Origin of the sequence: Nocardia sp. NPDC051787 (assembly GCF_040681325.1) — a bacterium.
GTDB lineage: Bacteria > Actinomycetota > Actinomycetes > Mycobacteriales > Mycobacteriaceae > Nocardia.
This window is the reverse complement of the sequence record NZ_JBFAYO010000001.1, coordinates 84,636-101,549: the sequence shown is the minus strand read 5'-3', so window position 1 is coordinate 101,549 and position 16,914 is coordinate 84,636. Positions and strand designations below refer to the sequence as shown.

General features: G+C 69.0%; 16 protein-coding genes and 1 pseudogene. 7 read left to right on the top strand and 10 right to left on the bottom strand.

The annotated features are described in order from the left end of the window. Position 1 precedes the first annotated feature (1 nt). A complete protein-coding gene (locus tag AB0M45_RS00505; RefSeq protein WP_364320915.1) occupies positions 2-1,192 on the top strand; it encodes a helix-turn-helix transcriptional regulator in 1,191 nt (396 codons plus the stop codon). Here the strand turns inward: AB0M45_RS00505 and AB0M45_RS00500 are convergent. The 5 genes from AB0M45_RS00500 to AB0M45_RS00480 all read right to left on the bottom strand — a co-directional run bounded on the left by AB0M45_RS00500 (position 1,189) and on the right by AB0M45_RS00480 (position 5,568). Beyond that, entirely contained in the window at positions 1,189-1,557 is a 369-nt protein-coding gene (locus AB0M45_RS00500) for a MerR family transcriptional regulator (RefSeq protein ID WP_364320912.1), read from the bottom strand. The genes AB0M45_RS00505 and AB0M45_RS00500 overlap by 4 nt on opposite strands. Positions 1,558-1,582: 25 nt before the next feature. Then, positions 1,583-2,227: a DUF1707 domain-containing protein gene (locus AB0M45_RS00495; protein ID WP_364321738.1), complete on the bottom strand. Its 645-nt coding sequence runs from the start codon at positions 2,225-2,227 to the stop codon at positions 1,583-1,585. A 149-nt stretch (positions 2,228-2,376) separates the two neighbouring features. Next, positions 2,377-3,042, bottom strand: a complete 666-nt coding sequence (locus AB0M45_RS00490; RefSeq protein ID WP_364320909.1) for a response regulator transcription factor — start codon at positions 3,040-3,042, stop codon at positions 2,377-2,379. A 47-nt stretch (positions 3,043-3,089) separates the two neighbouring features. Beyond that, on the bottom strand, positions 3,090-4,265 hold the full coding sequence (locus AB0M45_RS00485) for a DUF5931 domain-containing protein (RefSeq protein ID WP_364320906.1): 1,176 nt from the start codon (positions 4,263-4,265) through the stop codon (positions 3,090-3,092). Next, the gene (locus tag AB0M45_RS00480) at positions 4,243-5,568 is read right to left on the bottom strand and encodes an AI-2E family transporter (RefSeq protein ID WP_364320903.1); all 1,326 of its coding nucleotides are present in this window, start codon (positions 5,566-5,568) and stop codon (positions 4,243-4,245) included. The genes AB0M45_RS00485 and AB0M45_RS00480 overlap by 23 nt, the downstream gene beginning before the upstream one ends. A gap of 172 nt (positions 5,569-5,740) precedes the next feature. Here AB0M45_RS00480 and AB0M45_RS00475 point away from each other — a divergent pair, with 172 nt between their 5' ends. The 3 genes from AB0M45_RS00475 to AB0M45_RS00465 are packed head-to-tail and all read left to right on the top strand — an operon-like array spanning position 5,741 to position 8,790. Then, complete coding sequence (locus tag AB0M45_RS00475) at positions 5,741-7,261, top strand: adenylate/guanylate cyclase domain-containing protein (RefSeq protein WP_364321735.1); 1,521 nt, start codon at positions 5,741-5,743, stop codon at positions 7,259-7,261. Between the two features lie 4 nt (positions 7,262-7,265). After that, positions 7,266-8,354, top strand: a complete 1,089-nt coding sequence (locus tag AB0M45_RS00470; RefSeq protein ID WP_364320900.1) for a YbhN family protein — start codon at positions 7,266-7,268, stop codon at positions 8,352-8,354. A 34-nt stretch (positions 8,355-8,388) separates the two neighbouring features. After that, positions 8,389-8,790, top strand: a complete 402-nt coding sequence (locus tag AB0M45_RS00465; protein ID WP_364320897.1) for a DUF3054 domain-containing protein — start codon at positions 8,389-8,391, stop codon at positions 8,788-8,790. Here AB0M45_RS00465 and AB0M45_RS00460 read toward each other — a convergent pair. Next, entirely contained in the window at positions 8,761-10,389 is a 1,629-nt protein-coding gene (locus AB0M45_RS00460; RefSeq protein WP_364320894.1) for an NTF2-like N-terminal transpeptidase domain-containing protein, read from the bottom strand. The genes AB0M45_RS00465 and AB0M45_RS00460 overlap by 30 nt on opposite strands. A 426-nt stretch (positions 10,390-10,815) precedes the next feature. Between AB0M45_RS00460 and AB0M45_RS00455 the strand changes: the two genes are divergently transcribed. Both AB0M45_RS00455 and aroQ read left to right on the top strand, forming a co-directional pair. Then, positions 10,816-11,412: a hypothetical protein gene (locus tag AB0M45_RS00455; RefSeq protein ID WP_364320891.1), complete on the top strand. Its 597-nt coding sequence runs from the start codon at positions 10,816-10,818 to the stop codon at positions 11,410-11,412. Between the two features lie 102 nt (positions 11,413-11,514). Then, on the top strand, positions 11,515-11,970 hold the full coding sequence (aroQ, locus tag AB0M45_RS00450) for a type II 3-dehydroquinate dehydratase (RefSeq protein WP_364320888.1): 456 nt from the start codon (positions 11,515-11,517) through the stop codon (positions 11,968-11,970). Positions 11,971-11,994: 24 nt separating this feature from the next. On the opposite strand, the gene AB0M45_RS00445 is transcribed toward aroQ, so the two are convergent. Both AB0M45_RS00445 and AB0M45_RS00440 read right to left on the bottom strand, forming a co-directional pair. Next, entirely contained in the window at positions 11,995-12,444 is a 450-nt protein-coding gene (locus AB0M45_RS00445; RefSeq protein WP_364320885.1) for a nitroreductase/quinone reductase family protein, read from the bottom strand. A gap of 164 nt (positions 12,445-12,608) precedes the next feature. Further along, positions 12,609-13,544 (bottom strand): annotated as a pseudogene (locus AB0M45_RS00440) (NAD(P)-binding domain-containing protein); the annotation flags it as partial. Between the two features lie 80 nt (positions 13,545-13,624). On the opposite strand from AB0M45_RS00440, the gene AB0M45_RS00435 reads away from it, so the two are divergent. Continuing rightward, positions 13,625-13,981 carry a helix-turn-helix domain-containing protein gene (locus AB0M45_RS00435; protein ID WP_364320882.1) on the top strand — a complete coding sequence of 119 codons (357 nt, stop codon included), beginning with the start codon at positions 13,625-13,627 and terminating at the stop codon, positions 13,979-13,981. Here AB0M45_RS00435 and AB0M45_RS00430 read toward each other — a convergent pair. Together AB0M45_RS00430 and AB0M45_RS00425 are read right to left on the bottom strand one after the other, a co-directional pair. Continuing rightward, positions 13,978-15,105, bottom strand: coding sequence for a glycerate kinase (locus tag AB0M45_RS00430; protein ID WP_364320879.1), 1,128 nt, complete (start codon positions 15,103-15,105; stop codon positions 13,978-13,980). The genes AB0M45_RS00435 and AB0M45_RS00430 overlap by 4 nt on opposite strands. A gap of 85 nt (positions 15,106-15,190) precedes the next feature. Next, a complete protein-coding gene (locus AB0M45_RS00425; RefSeq protein ID WP_364320876.1) occupies positions 15,191-16,780 on the bottom strand; it encodes an alpha/beta hydrolase in 1,590 nt (529 codons plus the stop codon). Between the last annotated feature and the right edge of the window lie 134 nt (positions 16,781-16,914).

The window sequence follows — 16,914 nt, the reverse complement described above, 5'->3', positions numbered from 1 at the left end:
CATGGACGAATCGTCGATCGGAGTTCGGATCCGCCAGTTCCGCGGGAAGGCGCTCACCCAGCGCCAGCTCGCCGATCAGGCCGGGGTCAGCGTGGATCTGGTGCGCAAGCTCGAGCAGGGCGGCCGCCAGACCGCCTCCATCGCCAGCTTGCAGAAGATCGCGCGCGCCTTGGATGTGGACATCGCCGACCTCATCGGCAAACGCCACGGCGTGCCGTCCGCCAACCCGGACGCGGGCATCGTCGCCATTCGCCGCGCGCTGACGCCGGTCGACGACCTGCTCGGCGAGACCAAGGAGGAAGAGGCGGTCAGCCTCGACGACGGTCGCCGAGCGGTCGAGTACGCCTGGGGCGCTTACTGGTCGGGCCGCTACGAAACGCTGACCTCCATCCTTCCGCCAGGACTGACCCAGCTGCGCGCCACCGTGCACGCCGCCCGCAACGGTTCGGTCGCGCCCGCCAACGAGCTGCTGGCCAGGATGTACTGGGTAACCGGCTGCACACTGGTGCATCTCGGCCAGACCGATCCGGCGTTCCTGGCGATCCGCCAAGCGCTCGCCGCGGCCGAACTCGGCAACGACCCGCTGCTGCTGGCCACCATCCGCGGCTCGGTCGCCTGGCAGCTACTGGTGCAGGGCCGCTACGAGGAGTCACGCGGCGTCGCGTTGAACGCGGCGGCGAATTTGGAGCCTTCCGGCGATGTCACGCCCGCCCATCTGTCCGCCTACGGCTCGCTGGTGTTGCAGGGTGCGACCGCGGCGGGCCGGGCGCAGGACGTGCCGGGTGCCTTGTCGCTGGTCGAGACCGCTGCTGAAGTCGCGCTGCGGATCGGCGGAGACCGCCAGGATTACGAAACCTATTTCGGCCCTTCACAGGTGGTCATGCAGACCGTCGACGTGAACGTCTCCTCCGAGCGTTACCCGGAGGCGCTGGCCGCCGCCAAGGACATGCCGGTCAACGGCAGTCTGCCGCAGGCGTCGCGGGCCCGCCACCTGGCCGACACCGCGGTCGCGCTGACCCGCACCGGCCAGCACCAGCGCGCCCTCGACGCGCTGCTGACTGCCGAACGGGTGGGCGGAGCGGACTGGCTGAAATACCAGACACTGCCCCGGCACATCGTGTCCGAACTGCTCGACCACGACCGGAAGGTGCCGCTGCGCGCGTTCGCCCGCCGCATCGGGGTCAACACCTAGACCGCCGGACGCTCGCCCGCCCGGTCGATCACGTCGTCCAGCACCTCGCGCGAGCGCACGAGATCATTGATCGTGCGGGTGATCCGCTCACGCTCGGTCCGCAGCTCCGCGACGAGCGCCGGGGTGGCGTACTCGTTGGGGCCGCCGTCCGCATCCCGCATGCACGGCAGGATCCGCGCGATCTTCTTGCTGGTCAGCCCCGCCGCGAGCAGTTCCTGAATGTGAATGACCCGGTCCACGGCCCGCTCCGGATACTCGCGATGCCCGCCGGGCGTGCGATCGGACGCCAATAGCCCCTGCTGCTCGTAGTAGCGCAGCGACCGCTCACTGACGCCGGTACGCTCGGCGAGTTCCCCGATCCTCATCCGCACCTCGGCTTTCGCGTCGGGCTCAGCGCCCCATCAATCGGCGCCAGTGCGCCAGCAACGGATGCTTGGCGGTCACCGATCCCAGCCGCATCCGGCCGTGCACCACCAGGTGCAGCGGGCCGAGCGGCGGTCCGGTGCGGACCTTGTTGTTCACGCTCGAACCGATCAGTTCCAGGGCGTTCAGGTCGACGGTGGCCTCGGCGGGCACGATCAGGGTGACCGAACCGCAGTAGTCGTCGATGCGGACCTCGACCACCTGGGTCGACATGATCGCCTCGGTGAAGTCCAGGGTCACCCCGGACATCCAGTTGTTCAGATACAGCCTGGGCGCCACCTGCCAGGGGCCGCGGCGATTGACCGCGGACATACGCGCGCGGATCACATTGCCCGCCGTATTCGAGCCGGGAACCGGAGAGGCCGGCTTGGCGAAGGGTGGCGAGGAGTTCACGAAGGTGGACGGCGGGGCGGCGGGCTGGCCGATCAGGCGTACTCCGGGCAGGTCGATGAGCACGGCGTTCAGCTCTCCGCGCGTCTTCGCGGCCAGCGCGGTGTCCATCCGCTCGGTGAACTCACCGAGCGAGAGCATGCCCAAGCCGACCGCGCGCTGCAAGAGCTGTCCGACGTGTTCGCGCTCCGCGTCCGACACCCGCAGTTCCCGGTCACCCACCGTGGACGCCGCGGGGTTGCCGCCACCGGAGCCGACCGCACTGGATACCGATTCGGGGCCGACCATGCAATCGAGGTTACCGAGCGCGCGGCCACGACCGCATCAGGGCGATCCCCGATTCCCGGCCTCCGCCCGCCGCCATTTCCGGACTACTCGAGGCCCTGTTCGATGACATAGCGGGTCAGTTCGACCCGGTTCGCCAGTTGCAGTTTGCGCAGCGTCGCCTGCACGTGGTTCTCCACCGTACGATGGCTAAGGCCCAGCCGCGCCGCGATCTGCTTGGCGGACAGTCCTTTCGCCACCATCCGCAGCACCTCGGTCTCCCGCTCGGTGAGGGCCGGGCGATGCGGCTCGTCGGGCTCCGCGGGCGCGGTCGCCATCCGCCGGTACTCGCCGAGCACGAGCCCCGCCAGGCCGGGCGTGAAGACCGCCTGACCGGCGGCGGTGGCGCGAACGGCGTCGATCAGCTCCGCCGCCGACGCGCTCTTCACCAGATATCCCGAGGCCCCGGCCTTGATCGCGTCCAGGACGTCGTCGCGCTCGGCCGATGCCGAGAGCACCAGCACCCGGGTCCGCGGGGAAACGCGCAGCACCTCGGCGGTGGCCTGCGCCCCGTTGCCGTCGGGGAACTGCATGTCCATCAGCGCCACGTCCGGCCGCACCGCCGCTGCCCGCCTGGTCGCCGCGCCGACGCCGTCGGCCGTGGCAGTCACCTGGAATCCGGCCTCGGTGAGATCGCGGGAGACGCCGTCCCGCCACAACGGGTGATCGTCCACCACCATCACCGAAATGGTCTCGGCCGCCCGGTCCGTCATCCGCGCCTCCCATCTTCGCTCATTGGCTGCGCCTCGCCGGCGCTCACTCATCTCGGCACCCGGAATTCCCACTCGGTGCCGAACCCGACGCCGCCATCGATCTCGGTGAGCAGGTCCGCGCTGCCGCCGAGCGCCGCGATCCGCCCGACGATCGACCGCGACACCCCCATCCGCCCTTCGGCTTCCGCCTCGGCCAACCGGCCCGGCGGGATGCCGACACCATCGTCGCGCACACTGACCACCACTTCGTCGCCGGTGTCCTCCAGCAGCACATACGCTTTCGCATCCGGTCCGGCATGCAGCTGCACATTGGACAGCGCCGTGGCCACGGCGGCCGCTATCTCGTTCGCCACCCAGCGCCCGACCCGCACCGAATCGCCCGGCGTCGACACCGACACCTTCGGCGTGGACTGCGCGGTCAGCAGCGGACGCAGGTCCACCTCGATCCCGCCTTCGTCTCGGTGATCGGCCTGCTCGGAAATCAGCACCCGCAGGGCCACCTCTTGCTCACCGGCGCGCCGCGCCAGTTCCTCCGCGGGACCGCCGATCGCGCTGCCACGGCGCTTGATGTAGCTGAGTACCTGCAACACGCCGTCGTGCACCTCGCGGGAAAGGCGTTCGCGCTCTTCGGCGGCCGCAGTCAGACGCACCGCGCGCTCGAGTTGATCTTGCGCGCGGCGCGCGGTGTTGGCGGCCAGCCCCAAGGCGAGGCCCACCGAGACGAGCACCGGCACGGTCGCATCCGTCCACACGTCCTGGCCCCACTGGTCGCGCACGGTCAGCGACACCGCGGCGATCAGCGCGCCGGACAGCACGCCCGCGATCGGTCCGCGCAGGATCGCCGCGCCGATCACGGCGTTGGTGGCCCACAGCGTGGTCGGCAGCGTCTGGTGTCCGTGGTACCAGCCGTAGTCGGCGACCAGCCTGGTGGCGGCCATCAGCCCGATCACGACCACGTGATCGCCGATCACCACCCAGGTGCGCAACCTGGCGACGCCCGGAAACTGCCACTGCGACAACATGATCGCCGAAGCCCCCGACCACACGGCCATCAACGCGATGAGCACCCAGCTCAACCGCTGGTTGGAGTAGTACGGCACGGAGGCGATCTGCTGACCGACCGCGTACAGCAGCGTGACCAGCCGCAGCGCTTGGGCGGCCCGCCACAGCGGCGTGGTCGCCACGTCAGCCGAGCGCAACTCAGGTGTTCGCCACGCCGCCATCGGATTCCGCGCCCTCGCCGGATTCCGCCCGCTGCCGCGCGGCTTTCCGCTCCGCGCCTGGCGGCCCCGCCGTTTCCTGCTCAGCCGTTTTCCCCCCTTCGTGTCCCGCGGCTTTCCGCTCCGCCGCCTGCCGGTGCGCCGCCTCGACCAGTGTCGCCACCACGTCGAACCGGCCGGGATCGGGTCGGTCCGGTTCGGCCGCATACAACCTGCGATGGTCCTCGCCGGTCTGCAATTCCTCGAACAGCTCCTCGGGACCTTCCAGCAGCGACCGGATCGCGGTGTTCATCACCGCGACGAACGGCACCGCGAGCAGACCCCCGGCTATGCCGCCGACCACCACACCGGCGGTGATGGCCAGCACCACGGCGAGGGGATGGATGCTGACCGCCCGGCCGAGCAGCAGCGGTTGCAGCACATGGCCCTCGAGCTGCATCACCGCGATGATGATGCCGAGCACGATCAGGGCGGTGACGAGCCCCTTGGTCACCAGCGCGATGAACACCGCGATAAATCCGGCGAGAAACGCGCCGATGATCGGGATGAACGCGCCGATGAACACCAGCGAGGCCAGCGGAAGCGCCAGCGGCACGCCCAGGATCGCCAATCCGGCGCCGATGCCGATGGCGTCCACCGCGGCGACCACCACGGTCGCGCGAACGAACCCGACCAGCGTGCCGAACCCGAGTTGGCCGGCGGTGCGCACCCGCTCGCGGTGCTCGGTCGGCACGATCCTGGTGACGAACTCCCAGATCTGATCCCCGCCATAGAGGAAGAAGATCAGGATGAACATGGTCAGGAAAGCGCCGGTGAGCAACTCGCCGATGACGGTCGCGGTGGTGAGCGCCCCGCTGGTCAGGCTGGCCTGATTGGACTGGATGGCCTTGACGATGGCGTCGCCCGCGTTGCGGATCTGCTCGTTGCTCAGGTGCAGCCGCCCATTGATCAGCCAGTCCTGGATCTGATGGATGCTGTCGGTGAACTTGGCGGACAGCTGCGGCACACCGGCGACGAACTGCTCGACGACGAACGTCATGATGCCCGCGACCACACCGAGCGACCCGACCAGCGCGACGAAGACGCCCACCGCGCGCGGTATCCCCCGGCGCTGCATCCAGTCCACCAGCGGTGCGAGCAGCGCCGCCGCGAGCAGCGCGATGGCGAGCGGAATGACCACCGTGGCCAATTTCTGCACGATCGCCGTGACCGCGATCGCCAGCGCGAACAGCACCAGCAGCCGCCAGCCCCACTCCGCGGCGACGCGCACGACCGGGTGCACCATCTCCGCCGCAGGCCGCGACATGCTGATTTTCCGCTCTGGACTCGACTTCGGCTCGGTCACCTCCGTGAGCCTAATCGGCGCGGTCGGACGTGGTCCGTCTTCAGCCCGCGCAGCATGGCGCCCGGACATGCCAGCTTGTCGAAACGCTAGATTGGTCCTCGTGTCGGCGCCCTTGGAAGCGGTCAAACAGACCATGCGAACGCGCTGGCCGCTGTACCTGACATCGATGCTGCTGGCGAACGCTTTCGGCGCGGTTCTGGTATGGGCTTTCATCCAGTACGGGCTGCCCGTCCCGGAGGGTGAGCCCTCCGGTGTCAGGCGCACCGGCCTGCTGATCCCGGCCCTGGTCTTCCTGAGCGGCGGCCTGCTCAGCATGGCCGCCTCCGCCCTGATGCTGCGACCGGTGATGCGCTGGCAGATGCGCGGCGGACCGCCGAGCCGGCAAGAGCAGATGGCCGCGCTGCACGCCCCGCTGCGTCAGGCGATCCTGCATCTCGCGCTGTGGTTCATCGGCGGAGCGGTCCTCGCCGCCCTGATCATCAGGGACACCCCCGAGCTGGCGGGCGCGGTCGTGGTCACCGAATGCATGGCCGCGACCTTCGTCTTCGGCTTCACCTACATGCTGGGCGAACGCATCCTGCGGCCGGTCGCGGCCCAGGCGCTGACCGAGGGGACCTTCGACCACACCCTGACCCCTGGCGTCGGCACCAGGATGGCGATGACCTGGGGACTGGGCACCTTCGCCCCCACCATCGCCATCGTGCTGCTGTGCGTCACCCAGATCTCCTCGGATGTGAAGTTCTCCGCCCAATCGCTGGCGCTGTCCATCCTGCTGCTGTGCGGCGTGGTGATCATGCAGGCCCTCGCGCTGTCCATGCTCACCGGTTCCAGCATCTCCGACCCCGTGCGCCAGCTCAGTCAAGCGATCGACCGGGTGCAAGCCGGCGCGCGCGACGTTCAGGTCGAGGTCTTCGACGGCAGCGTCATAGGGCTGCTGCAGGTCGGCTTCAACCGGATGATGGAGGAGGCCGCCAAGCGCCGCGAGCTGCAAGAGCTGTTCGGCCAGCACGTCGGCGAGGACGTGGCCCAACGGGCGCTGGACTACGGCACCGAGCTCGGCGGCGAGACACGCTTCGTCGCGGTGCTGTTCGTCGACATGGTCGGCTCGACGGCGACCGCGGCCGAGCGCCCGCCCACCGAGGTGGTGAGCCTGCTCAACGAGTTCTTCCGCATCGTGGTCGACGTGATCGACCGCCACCACGGTTTCGTGAACAAATTCGTCGGCGACGCGGCGCTGGCCATCTTCGGCGCGCCGCTGGACCGCCCGGACGCGCCGACCGCCGCGCTCGCCGCCGCGCGGGAGCTGCGCGAAACCCTGCGGGAAGTCCCCGGCCTCGACATCGGAATCGGCGTTTCGGCGGGTCTGGCCGTCGCGGGGAATATCGGTGCCGCGAACCGTTTCGAATACACAGTGATCGGAGATCCGGTCAACGAGGCTTCCCGGCTGACCGAACTGGCCAAAGAACGGCCCGGCCGGACACTGGCGTCGGGCAGCGCGCTGTATTTCGCCGAGGAAAGCGAGCAGGAGCAGTGGGAAACCGGCGACGAGGTACAGCTGCGCGGCAGACGCAGGAAAACGCTGCTGGCCTGGCCACGGGAAAGGGACGACGCGCCCGAGGGTACCGATGTCGAAACGGCGCGTTCGTTAGGCTGACCGCGTGACGGCCAACGGGGAACTGGCAGGAGAACCTGCGCCGCCGCCCACGGCGGGTTCCCGCCGTGGCAGATTCCGGTGGCTGAAATGGGTGCTCGGAGCCGCCCTGCTGGCCTTGCTGATCGCCGAGGGGGTATATCTCTGGCCCCGGCTGCACGAATCCTGGCGCAAGCTCACCGAAATCCACTGGGGCTGGCTCGCGGTCGCGATCTGGCTGCAGGCGGTATCCATGAGCGGTTTCGCCAGAGTGCAGAAACAGCTGCTCAACGCGGGCGGGGTGGCGGTGAGTCAGCGGAAGTCGGTCGCGGTTGTCTACGGCGCGACCGCGATGTCGGTCACCCTGCCCGCGGGTCAGGTGTTCTCCACGGCCTTCACCTATCGGCAGACCAGGCGCTGGGGCGCGAGTCCGATCGTCGCCTCCTGGCAGCTGGTGTTCTCCGGTGTGGTCGCCGCGGTGGGACTGGCGCTGCTCGGCGTCGGCGGCACGCTGCTCGCGGGCGGGAACGTCGGCCCGCTGAAGCTGATCCTCTCGCTGGCCGCCGTGGTCGCGCTGGTGTGGGTGGGCAATTACGTCTCGCGCAATCCCGGTTCGCTCGAAGCGCTGCTGCGCAGGCAGCTCGCGCTGGTCAACCGGCTGCGCAAGCGCCCGCGGGACCAGGGTGCCAACAAGATCGCCGACATGCTCGACCAGCTGGAGTCGGTGGATCTCGGTAAGCGCGACGGCGTCCTGGTGGCGGTGTGGGCGCTGGTCCATCGGTTCGCCGACGTGGCCTGCCTCGGCGCGGCCTGTTACGCGGTCGGCGCCGATCCGCGGATCGCGGGCCTGCTGCTCGCCTTCGCCGTCGGCAAAGCGGTCGGGTCCATCCCGTTCGCACCCGGTGGCATCGTCTACGTCGACGCGACGCTGATCTACGGTCTCACCGCCGCCGCGGGCCTGCCCGCCGCGCAGGCGGTCGCCGCGGCGTTCGTCTACCGGATGGTGAGCTTCATCCTGGTCGCCATCGTCGGCTGGATCGTGTTCCTGTTCCTGTTCCGGACACGCCAGGCCGAGGACGCGGAGTTCGAGAAGGAATTCGAGCAGCGGCGGCTGTGAGTGGGCAGCGGGCGGCCCCACTACGCTTGCCCGCGTGAGGAAACTGCTGCCGCTGGTCACGGATGCGCTGCTGGTCATCGTCTTCTGCGCGATCGGCAGGCGCAGCCACGACGAAGCCGTCCTCGCCGGGCTGCTGCGCACCTTCTGGCCGTTCGCCACCGGGCTGGCCGCGGGCTGGCTCATCGTCGCGTCCGGCCGATGGTGGCGCAGGGCCGACGAGCCGGGATTCGACGGTACGGCCCTGTGGCCCGCCGGAATCGTGGTCTGGATCAGCACCCTGGCCGGCGGCATGCTGCTGCGCGTGGTCAGCGGTCAGGGCACGGCGGTCAGCTTCGTGCTGGTCGCCGGCACCGTGCTCGCGCTGTTCCTGCTCGGGTGGCGTGCCGCGTTCGGGGCCATGAGCCGATCACGGTTCCGGGGTCGCCAGCGCCTGTAGCATCCTGGCCGCCATTCGCGCGGTCGCGTCCCTGCTGTCCACGTCCTTGATGTGCACGGCGAAGACCAGATCGCCCATGCCCCCGATCAACCATCCGTCCCGCCCCGCGATCGCGGCGAACGCGTTGACGTCCCGGTAGCGGCGCACACTGGCCAGCTCCGGCGCGTTCGTGGCGTCGCGTAACAGGCCGCGCAACCGATCGATGGTCTCCGGCGACAGCGGCGCGAGCTGGGCGTCGGTGGTGCTCGGCCGAGCGACCTCGATCATCGGCGGCGGCACCGAGCCGCGCGCGATCGTGGCCGCGGCGATCGCCATGCCGAACGGACTCGCCAGCACCGCATCCGAACCGGCACCCTGGACGACTTGCTCGGCGCTGCGTCCCGCCACGGCCAGCCGACCGGTCACCTCGTCCAGGCCGGGCACCTTGAAATCGATGCCGACCCCGAGGGCGGTGGCCGCCTCGGCCGCGTCCTGCACCGAGACCTCGTGCGGCGCCTTGCCTTTGGCCACCGCCGCGACCGTGCGGAACAGGTCCATGGCGCCGCCCACCGGATACAACCCGGTGAACGCCACAGGGCCGTGCTCGCTGGCGTAGCTGTTCTGCGCGACCGCGACCACCGCCCCGCTGGACGGCTGGATCGCCACGATCGAGGCGGGCGTGCCCACGCTGACCACCGCGTCCTCGGCGGCACGCTGCAAACGCTGGTCCATGGTGCCGGCGATATCCGGCCCCGGCGGGCCCTGCTGGCCGGCGAGCTGGGTGATGAACCGGCCGTCCCGCTCGAACAACTGGACACCCCAGCCGGAGTGCTCCTCCTGGCTTTCCTGCTGCACCTTGCGCAACGCGTCCAGCATCGGCGACCAGACCCTGCGGTCGGCGGAGATCAACCGCGGCTGCTTCTCCATGACCACGCCGGGTATCGGCCCCATCCGCGGTTCCAGAATGGCGAAATCACCCTCGCGCAGGTTGACCGCGATGATCGGTTTGCCCTGTGAGGTGGCCAGTTGCTGCATCAGCGACGGCCCGGTGATCAGCGGCGCGACCGGCTCGATGGCCTTGGCCAGCGCATCGGTCGAGGCCACCGGGTCGGACATCTTCGCGGGGTCGAGCTTGATGACGTTGATGATCTGCTCGGTCATCAGCGGCTGACCGGCCATGTCGTTGACCCGAGGGGCGGGCGACGGCAGAGTCCGCACCAACCGGACCGTCCGGTTGTGCGCCAGCTGCGGCATGACGACCGCGGGCTCCCAGGAGATCCGCCAGCCGATGGCCAGCTTGCGGACATTGCCCTGCAGGCTGTAGTGCCAGGTCTTCTTCTCGCCGAAGCTCCACTCGACGTCCATGCTGAAGATCCCCGACTGCGCGTCCAGACCGATGAATTGGGTCTTGCGGTAGTCGACCTTGCCGGGCTGGAGTCCCTCGAACATTTGCTTCAACGTTGCCGATGCCGCAGTGGGGTATGACGTCAGGTCCGCCGCCGTGGCGTAGTCCTGATCGTCGAGCAGATCCGTGAAGCGCTCTACGACTGCCTCGGCTTCATTCTGCTTCTCATGTATCCCACACGACCCGATCGCGAGCGCGAGCGATGCCACCGCCATGAGTGCCATTGCGCCCCGAACGCGAAAGCGGCGGGATCCCCACACATCCATGTCGCCCACTCTTCACTCTTGTCACTCCAGTAACAAGACCACCGTACCCGAAAAAGACCAGACCGCGATGCCTCCGTAGCGCGGACGTTACCCATGCTCAGCATCCCAATTCTGCCCCGGGATCTCGCATCTCGGGGGGCCTTTCATGATCATCGACCGGCCGCACGGAGGCAAACCGGCGCCGCTACCGTACCGGCCTCCACGAAAAGTCGCGCGGTTACCGCCGTACCGGACGTTTCGAATCAATAAATACCCTTCCGCGCCCCGATCGAAGCATGCGGGCCCTGTTCGCACAGAGCGGAACCCCCACGCTCAATTGCGAAGTAATCTTGTAATCAATGAAGCAACGCACCACAGTAAGTAGGTGACCCTCCCATGAGAAACACACACCGCGGCCGCGGTTTCGGGCGACCGGGCGGCTGGCAGCAGGCCGACCTGCCGGATCCCGCGGACGTGCCGGACTGGTTCGCCGGAAGATTGCCGAGTGACTGGTTCGCCGGTCCGCCGGTGATCGAGGTGGACCGGGACGAGATCGTCGTCATCGGTGAGCTGCCGATCCCGCAGCCGGAGAAGCGGCAGACCGACGACGCCGAGGCGCAGACCGACGAGGTTCCGCGCGCGACCAAAGAGGGCGCCGTGGCCCGCTTCCGGGAGTCCACCCGCCCGGCTCGCATGCAGATCGCGAACGAAGCGCAGCACCGCTACGGGCGCAGTGTCGCCTGGGGCGTATCGGTGGACGGGGAACGGATCATGTTCACCCACCTGGCCGTTCCCGTCATGACCCGGCTGCGTCAGCCGGAACGCAAGGTGCTCGACACCCTGGTCGACGCGGGCGTGGCCCGTTCCCGCGCCGACGCGCTGGCCTGGACGGTGAAACTGGCGGGCAAGCACGCGGAAGCGTGGCTGGAGGAACTGCGCGTCGCGATGCGCAAGGTCGACGATCTGCGCTCGGAAGGACCACAGGGGCTGTAGCTGTGCCCTTGTTATCGGCATCAGCGGGGCCCTCCATGGTCACGCTCCGCTGCCGCCTCCGGGCCTGATCACTGATGCCGGACCGGGTCTACTGTTGCGTGCATGGCTGAGACCGTCGGCGCGACGCCGGGCCCGATCCTCGTACTCAACGGCCCGAATCTGAACATGCTCGGCACCCGGCAACCGGAGGTGTACGGGTCGGCGACGTTGGACGACGTCGTGGAACTGTGCAAGCGGACCGCGGCGAAGTTCGACCGGGAGGTCGTCGCCTTCCAGTCCAATTCCGAAGGCGCGCTGATCGATCGCATCCATCAGGCGCGCGGCACCGCGTCGGGCATCGTGATCAATCCCGGCGGACTCACCCATACGTCGGTGGCGCTGCGCGACGCGCTGGTGATTCCGGAACTCCCCATTGTCGAGGTGCACATCAGCAATGTGCACGCGCGTGAGGAGTTCCGGCACCACTCGTATATCTCTCCGATCGCCACCGCCGTGGTCGCGGGAATGGGGATCCTGGGCTACGCCGCCGCCATCGAATTCCTGGCGCGCTCGTCCTGATCCGACCAGCGCCTTCGGCAGCTCTCACTGGGCGAGCCGGAAAACCGGAAACCCGGGTGCGATGGCGGCGAGTTCGGCGTCGGTGGCGTCTTTGGTCACGCCCTCGAAGAACTTGCCGACCTCCCAGCCCCACTTCCGCAGGTAGAGCCGCAGCAACGGCACCTTGTCGGCGTCGGGCACCTCGATCGCGGTGAACGGCTCGACCTTGCGACCGAGCCGCAGCTCGCCGCCGCCCGCGACCCGCAGGTTGCGCACCCACTGCGTGTGTCCGCGCGGCGCCACGAGAAATCGCTCGCCGTCCTCGCGCACCAGCAGGTTGACCATCGCGGTCCGCCACTCACCGCTCTTGCGCCCGCGCACCGCGAGCAGCCGCGAACCCAGCACGCTGATTCCCAGCTTGGGCAGCAGATTGAAGATCCGGTTGAAGAACGGATCCAGTCCGGCGGGGCCGATGTAGCGGGTGCTGTAGTCCATGTCCTACCCCTTGAGTGTGAGCACTGCTCTCTATAGTGAGGAGTGTTCCATGTTTCCCGCAGCCGAGTCAAGAGCACTGCTCTCTCTTTCGGCTCACATCGGTGCGCCGGACATTGCGGGAGTGGCGTGGGCGAGGAAGCGCCCGGCGCCGGGCGGCGGCAGAACTACGCGTCGCCGCGCATCAGCGCGTAGGTGGAGATCGGCGTGCCCGCCTGCTCGCTGGCGGCAACGGCCTTGCGCCAGAACGACTGGGCGGTGTGCGAGAGCGTCGCGTCGACGCCGACCTCCTCGCTCGCGTCGATGACGTGCTTGGCGCCCGCGTCCATCATCTTCAGACTGGCCAGGGTGGCCCATCCGCCGTTCTGGTTGGCGACCGAGAACTCCTCCATGAAGTAGGGGAAGGCGGCGGCCGAACGGATCGCGAACGGGACGAACGCGGCGATGTCGTGGCCAGTGCGCTCGATCATCGCGGTCGCCTGGTCGAAGGCGAGCAGCCAGGGATGGAAGATGGTCAGCAGACCCTGGTAGAAGACCTGCGCCAGGCCGTCGTCCGCGCCGAGGTACTCCTGCGGGCTCAACGGGCGCAGCAGTTCGGCGTGGGCGTCGAAGACCTCCCGTGGGCCGCTGTAGAAGATGTACGACGCCGGATGCACGATGTTGTCCCCGGCCGACATGACGCCGCCGGAGAGGAACTGCGCACCGTGCGAGCGAACCCACTCGGCGCCCTTGCGGGCCTTCTCCGGCGAATCGGAGGACAGGTTCGCGATCACCTTGCCCTTCAGGTGATCGGTCGACTGACCGAGCACGTCGTACATGGCCGCGTAGTGGGTGAGGCTGAGCACGGTGACCTCGTTGGCGTCGAGCGCGTCTGCGACGGTCGCGGCACGCTTGGCGCCCAGTTCGACCATGGCGTCGACCTTCTCGGGGCTACGGTTCCACACCGTCACTTCCACGCCGGCGTCCAGGAAAGCCCGAACCATCGCCTGACCCATCGGGCCGAGCCCGATGACGGAGACGGCGCTGGCGGAGGTCTGCTCGGACATGATGTGTCCCTTCGGTTGTCGTTCGGATTGCTGTCGGCGCCGGAATCCATCGTCGTTCCCGCAGGTAGAGTCGGGAAGACCGAACGTAGAGGTGCGGTTGCTTACCTCGGGGTTCGAAAACAGGTCAGAGGAGCGCGGTGGGCATGAGCAGTGACGCGGATCACGATGTGTGTGGCATGACGGTCGCCATCGATGTCGTCGGCGGAAAGTGGAAATTGCACCTGATGTGGGTGCTCGGGGCAGGCCCGCAGCGATTCGGCCAGATCCGCCGGCTCCTCACCGGGGTCAGCGAGAAGGTGCTCGCCGAGAATCTGCGCCAGCTCGAAGCCAGCGGCGTGGTGCACCGCGAGGTCTATCCCGAAGTCCCGCCGCGGGTCGAATATTCGCTCACCCCGCTCGGTAAGGAACTCGCCGTCGCCCTGCGCCCGCTCGAGGAATGGGGCGACCGGCACCGGCACGAACTGAGCGCGAACCTGTTGGCGTCCGCGAGTTAAGTCAGCTGGTCGGCCGCGATACGCGCACCGACGCGTTCGAGCAGCGACGCCGCGTCGGTCATACAGCGTGCCGGGTCGGGTTCCAGGTCGGCCAGCGCGTAGCAGTCCGCGAAGCCCGCGGCCCGCGTCTCGCCGGGCTCCAGGAGCGTGCGGCCTGCCACGGCGATCACCGGGACACCCGCCTCGCGAGCCACCGCACAGACACCGATGGGCGCCTTGCCGTGCAAGCTCTGCCGATCGAGCGAGCCTTCGCCGGTGACGACAAGGGTGGCGGTGGCGAGCAGGTCGCGGAATTCGAGGAGTTCGAGCACGACTTCGATGCCGCTGCGAACCCGCGCACCCAGCACGGCGAGCGCTCCGAAACCGGCACCACCCGCGGCGCCCGCACCAGGATGGCCTGCGAAACCGGGTCCCGCGACGGATGCCCAAGTGGCGAGCGCGGATTCGAGTTCCTCCAACTCCGCCGGCCCCGCGCCCTTCTGCGGCGCGTATACCGCGACCGCACCGTTCGGCCCGAGCAGCGGATTGTCGACGTCGCAGGCCAGCGTGAACGTCGTTGCGACGATTCGGGGGTGCATGGCGGAACGATCCAATTCGGCGGCGCGCGCCAAACCCGCTCCACCCGTGGACAATGCCCGCCCGTCGGCGTCCAGGATGCGCGCGCCCAGCGCCTGCAGCATGCCCGCGCCTCCGTCGGTGGACGCGCTGCCGCCGAGACCTAGCACGATGTCGGTCACACCGTGGTCCATGGCGTGCGCCAGGACAATGCCCAGCCCGTACGTGCTCGCGCCGAGCGGATCGAGCCGCCCCTCGGGCAGAGCCGACAAACCGACCACGGCCGCCAATTCGACGACCGCCCGCGTCCCGTGCCGGGCGTAGGCCGCACGGCGTGGCACCCCGGTCGGTCCCGGCGCCGTCAGCTCCACGCGCGTCCAACCCGCGGCGACGAACGCCTCGACCGTGCCGTCACCACCATCGGCAACCGGAACCAGCCGGAGGTCGACATTCGGCGCGCTCCGCGTCAATCCCGCGGCCAGCGCCACCGCCACCTGCGGCGCGGAAAGCGACCCCTTGAACTTGTCCGGAGCGAGGATCACCCGGGGGGCAGTGGATGCACGCGTCATCCCCACATTCTCGGACGCGACCGGATCGGCCGCACCACCGCATGTTCGGCGCACACGACGCGAACCCTTCGCCGGCGCGGTGCGCTCAGCTTCCGGGCAGGGGAGCTTGGTCAGCCTGCGTGATAGTGACCTTCCCGGTCCGCAAGTAGGCGAGCACGGCCTCGTCGACCGCGGGGTTTGCCCGACCGAAGGTTCCGTGGTCACCGCCCTCGACGGTGATCAGTGCACCACCGAGCGCCTCGGCCATGGCCGGGCCGCCTTCGTACTTGGTCAGCGCGTCGTGGCGGCTCTGCAGCACCAGCGGCGGGGTACGCAGAGCTGCCCCGGTGATCGGCACGGGCTTCGTCACGGGTTTCCAGGAACCACAGGCCATTCCGGAGCGGATCAGGTCGGCGCGGGCATCCATGGCGTTGCCGCCGGAGGCGATGGTGCCGACCGCGGAGCCGAGCAGTTCCGGCCTGCCGGGCACGGCGTTCTCGTTGCAGGTGATCGCGCTGAACACGAACCGCCCGGTGGGGTCGGTCGAGGTCGCGCCCTCGATGGCCCGCAGTCGCTGCACATTCGCCGGATCGGCGGCGGCGTCGGCCATCGCGCGGGCGAAGGTCGGCCAGAACGTGCGGGTGTAGGTGGCCACGGTGGTCGCGCCGAGCAGCGGCACCTGCGCGGAGACACCACCGCTCACCAAGGTGCGCAACAGGTTCTGCAGTTTGCCCAGCTGCTCGACACTGCCGTTGTAGCCGTCCTTGGCGATCTCGGCCAGCGGCTCGGGTAGTGCGCCGGGCAGGTCGGCGAGGCTCGCGGGTGGCGGGGTCAGGTTGGCGTACCAGCCGCCGCCCTGGGCCGCCGCCAGCCGTACCCAGGTCCGGTAGACCTGCAGAGCGGTGTCGCCCAGGTGATACTCGGCATTGTGTTCGGCGATCCAGGCGAACAGATCGTCGAGGCGCTGTTTGCCCGCGAGCTGCTGTTGGGCGAACTCCTCGGTCCACACCCAATCCGGGTTGACGTTGGAGTCCAGAATCATCCGCTCCACCCGATCGCCGAACAAGCTCGCGTACACCGCGCCGAGGTAGGTGCCGTAGGACGTGCCGAAGTAGCTGATCCGTTCCAGCCCGAGCGCGGCACGCACGGTGTCGAGGTCACGTGCGGTGCTCTCGGTGGTGATGGTGTCCAGATAGCCGGGCTGCGCGGCGTCGCAGGCCTTCTTGATGGCGTCGCGGTTGCCGCCGCCCAAGGAGACCTGTTCACTCTCCGCGGTTTTCCCGCCCGCTCCGCATTCCAGCGGCGTGGCCCAGCGCAGCCCGCGCGGCTGGACGGCGATCCGGTCATAGTGGGCGGCGAGTTCGGCGGGGAATGCCTCCGACCGGCGTGCCCAGTAGTCCAGCGCGTCCGCGCCGGGGCCGCCCGGATTGGTGAACAAGACGCCTTCTCGCGTGCCGGTCGCCGCGATCCGGCTGACGGTCACCTCGATCGTCGGCCCGTTCGGCTCGGCGTAGTCCATCGGAACGCTGACCACGGCGCACTGCACGCCGCGGTCAGCGGTGACGGACCCGTCGGGGCACGCACCGAACACGACGCCCGGCGCGGCATTCGCGAGGCCGGTGACGATCGATCCGCCGAGCAGAGCCGCGGCGGCGACGGTGGCCGCGACCCGCGAAACCCGCAGTGTCCTCATCATGTTCCGTACCTCCCGGGCCTGCCGCGCTCGCGCGTGAACCGGCGCCGACCAAGAGCATTCTGCGCAGGCCCGCCCGGACAGACAAGTCGGTGGCGGGATTTCGCCCGGTCGAGCATGTGGTTTACCCCGATAGC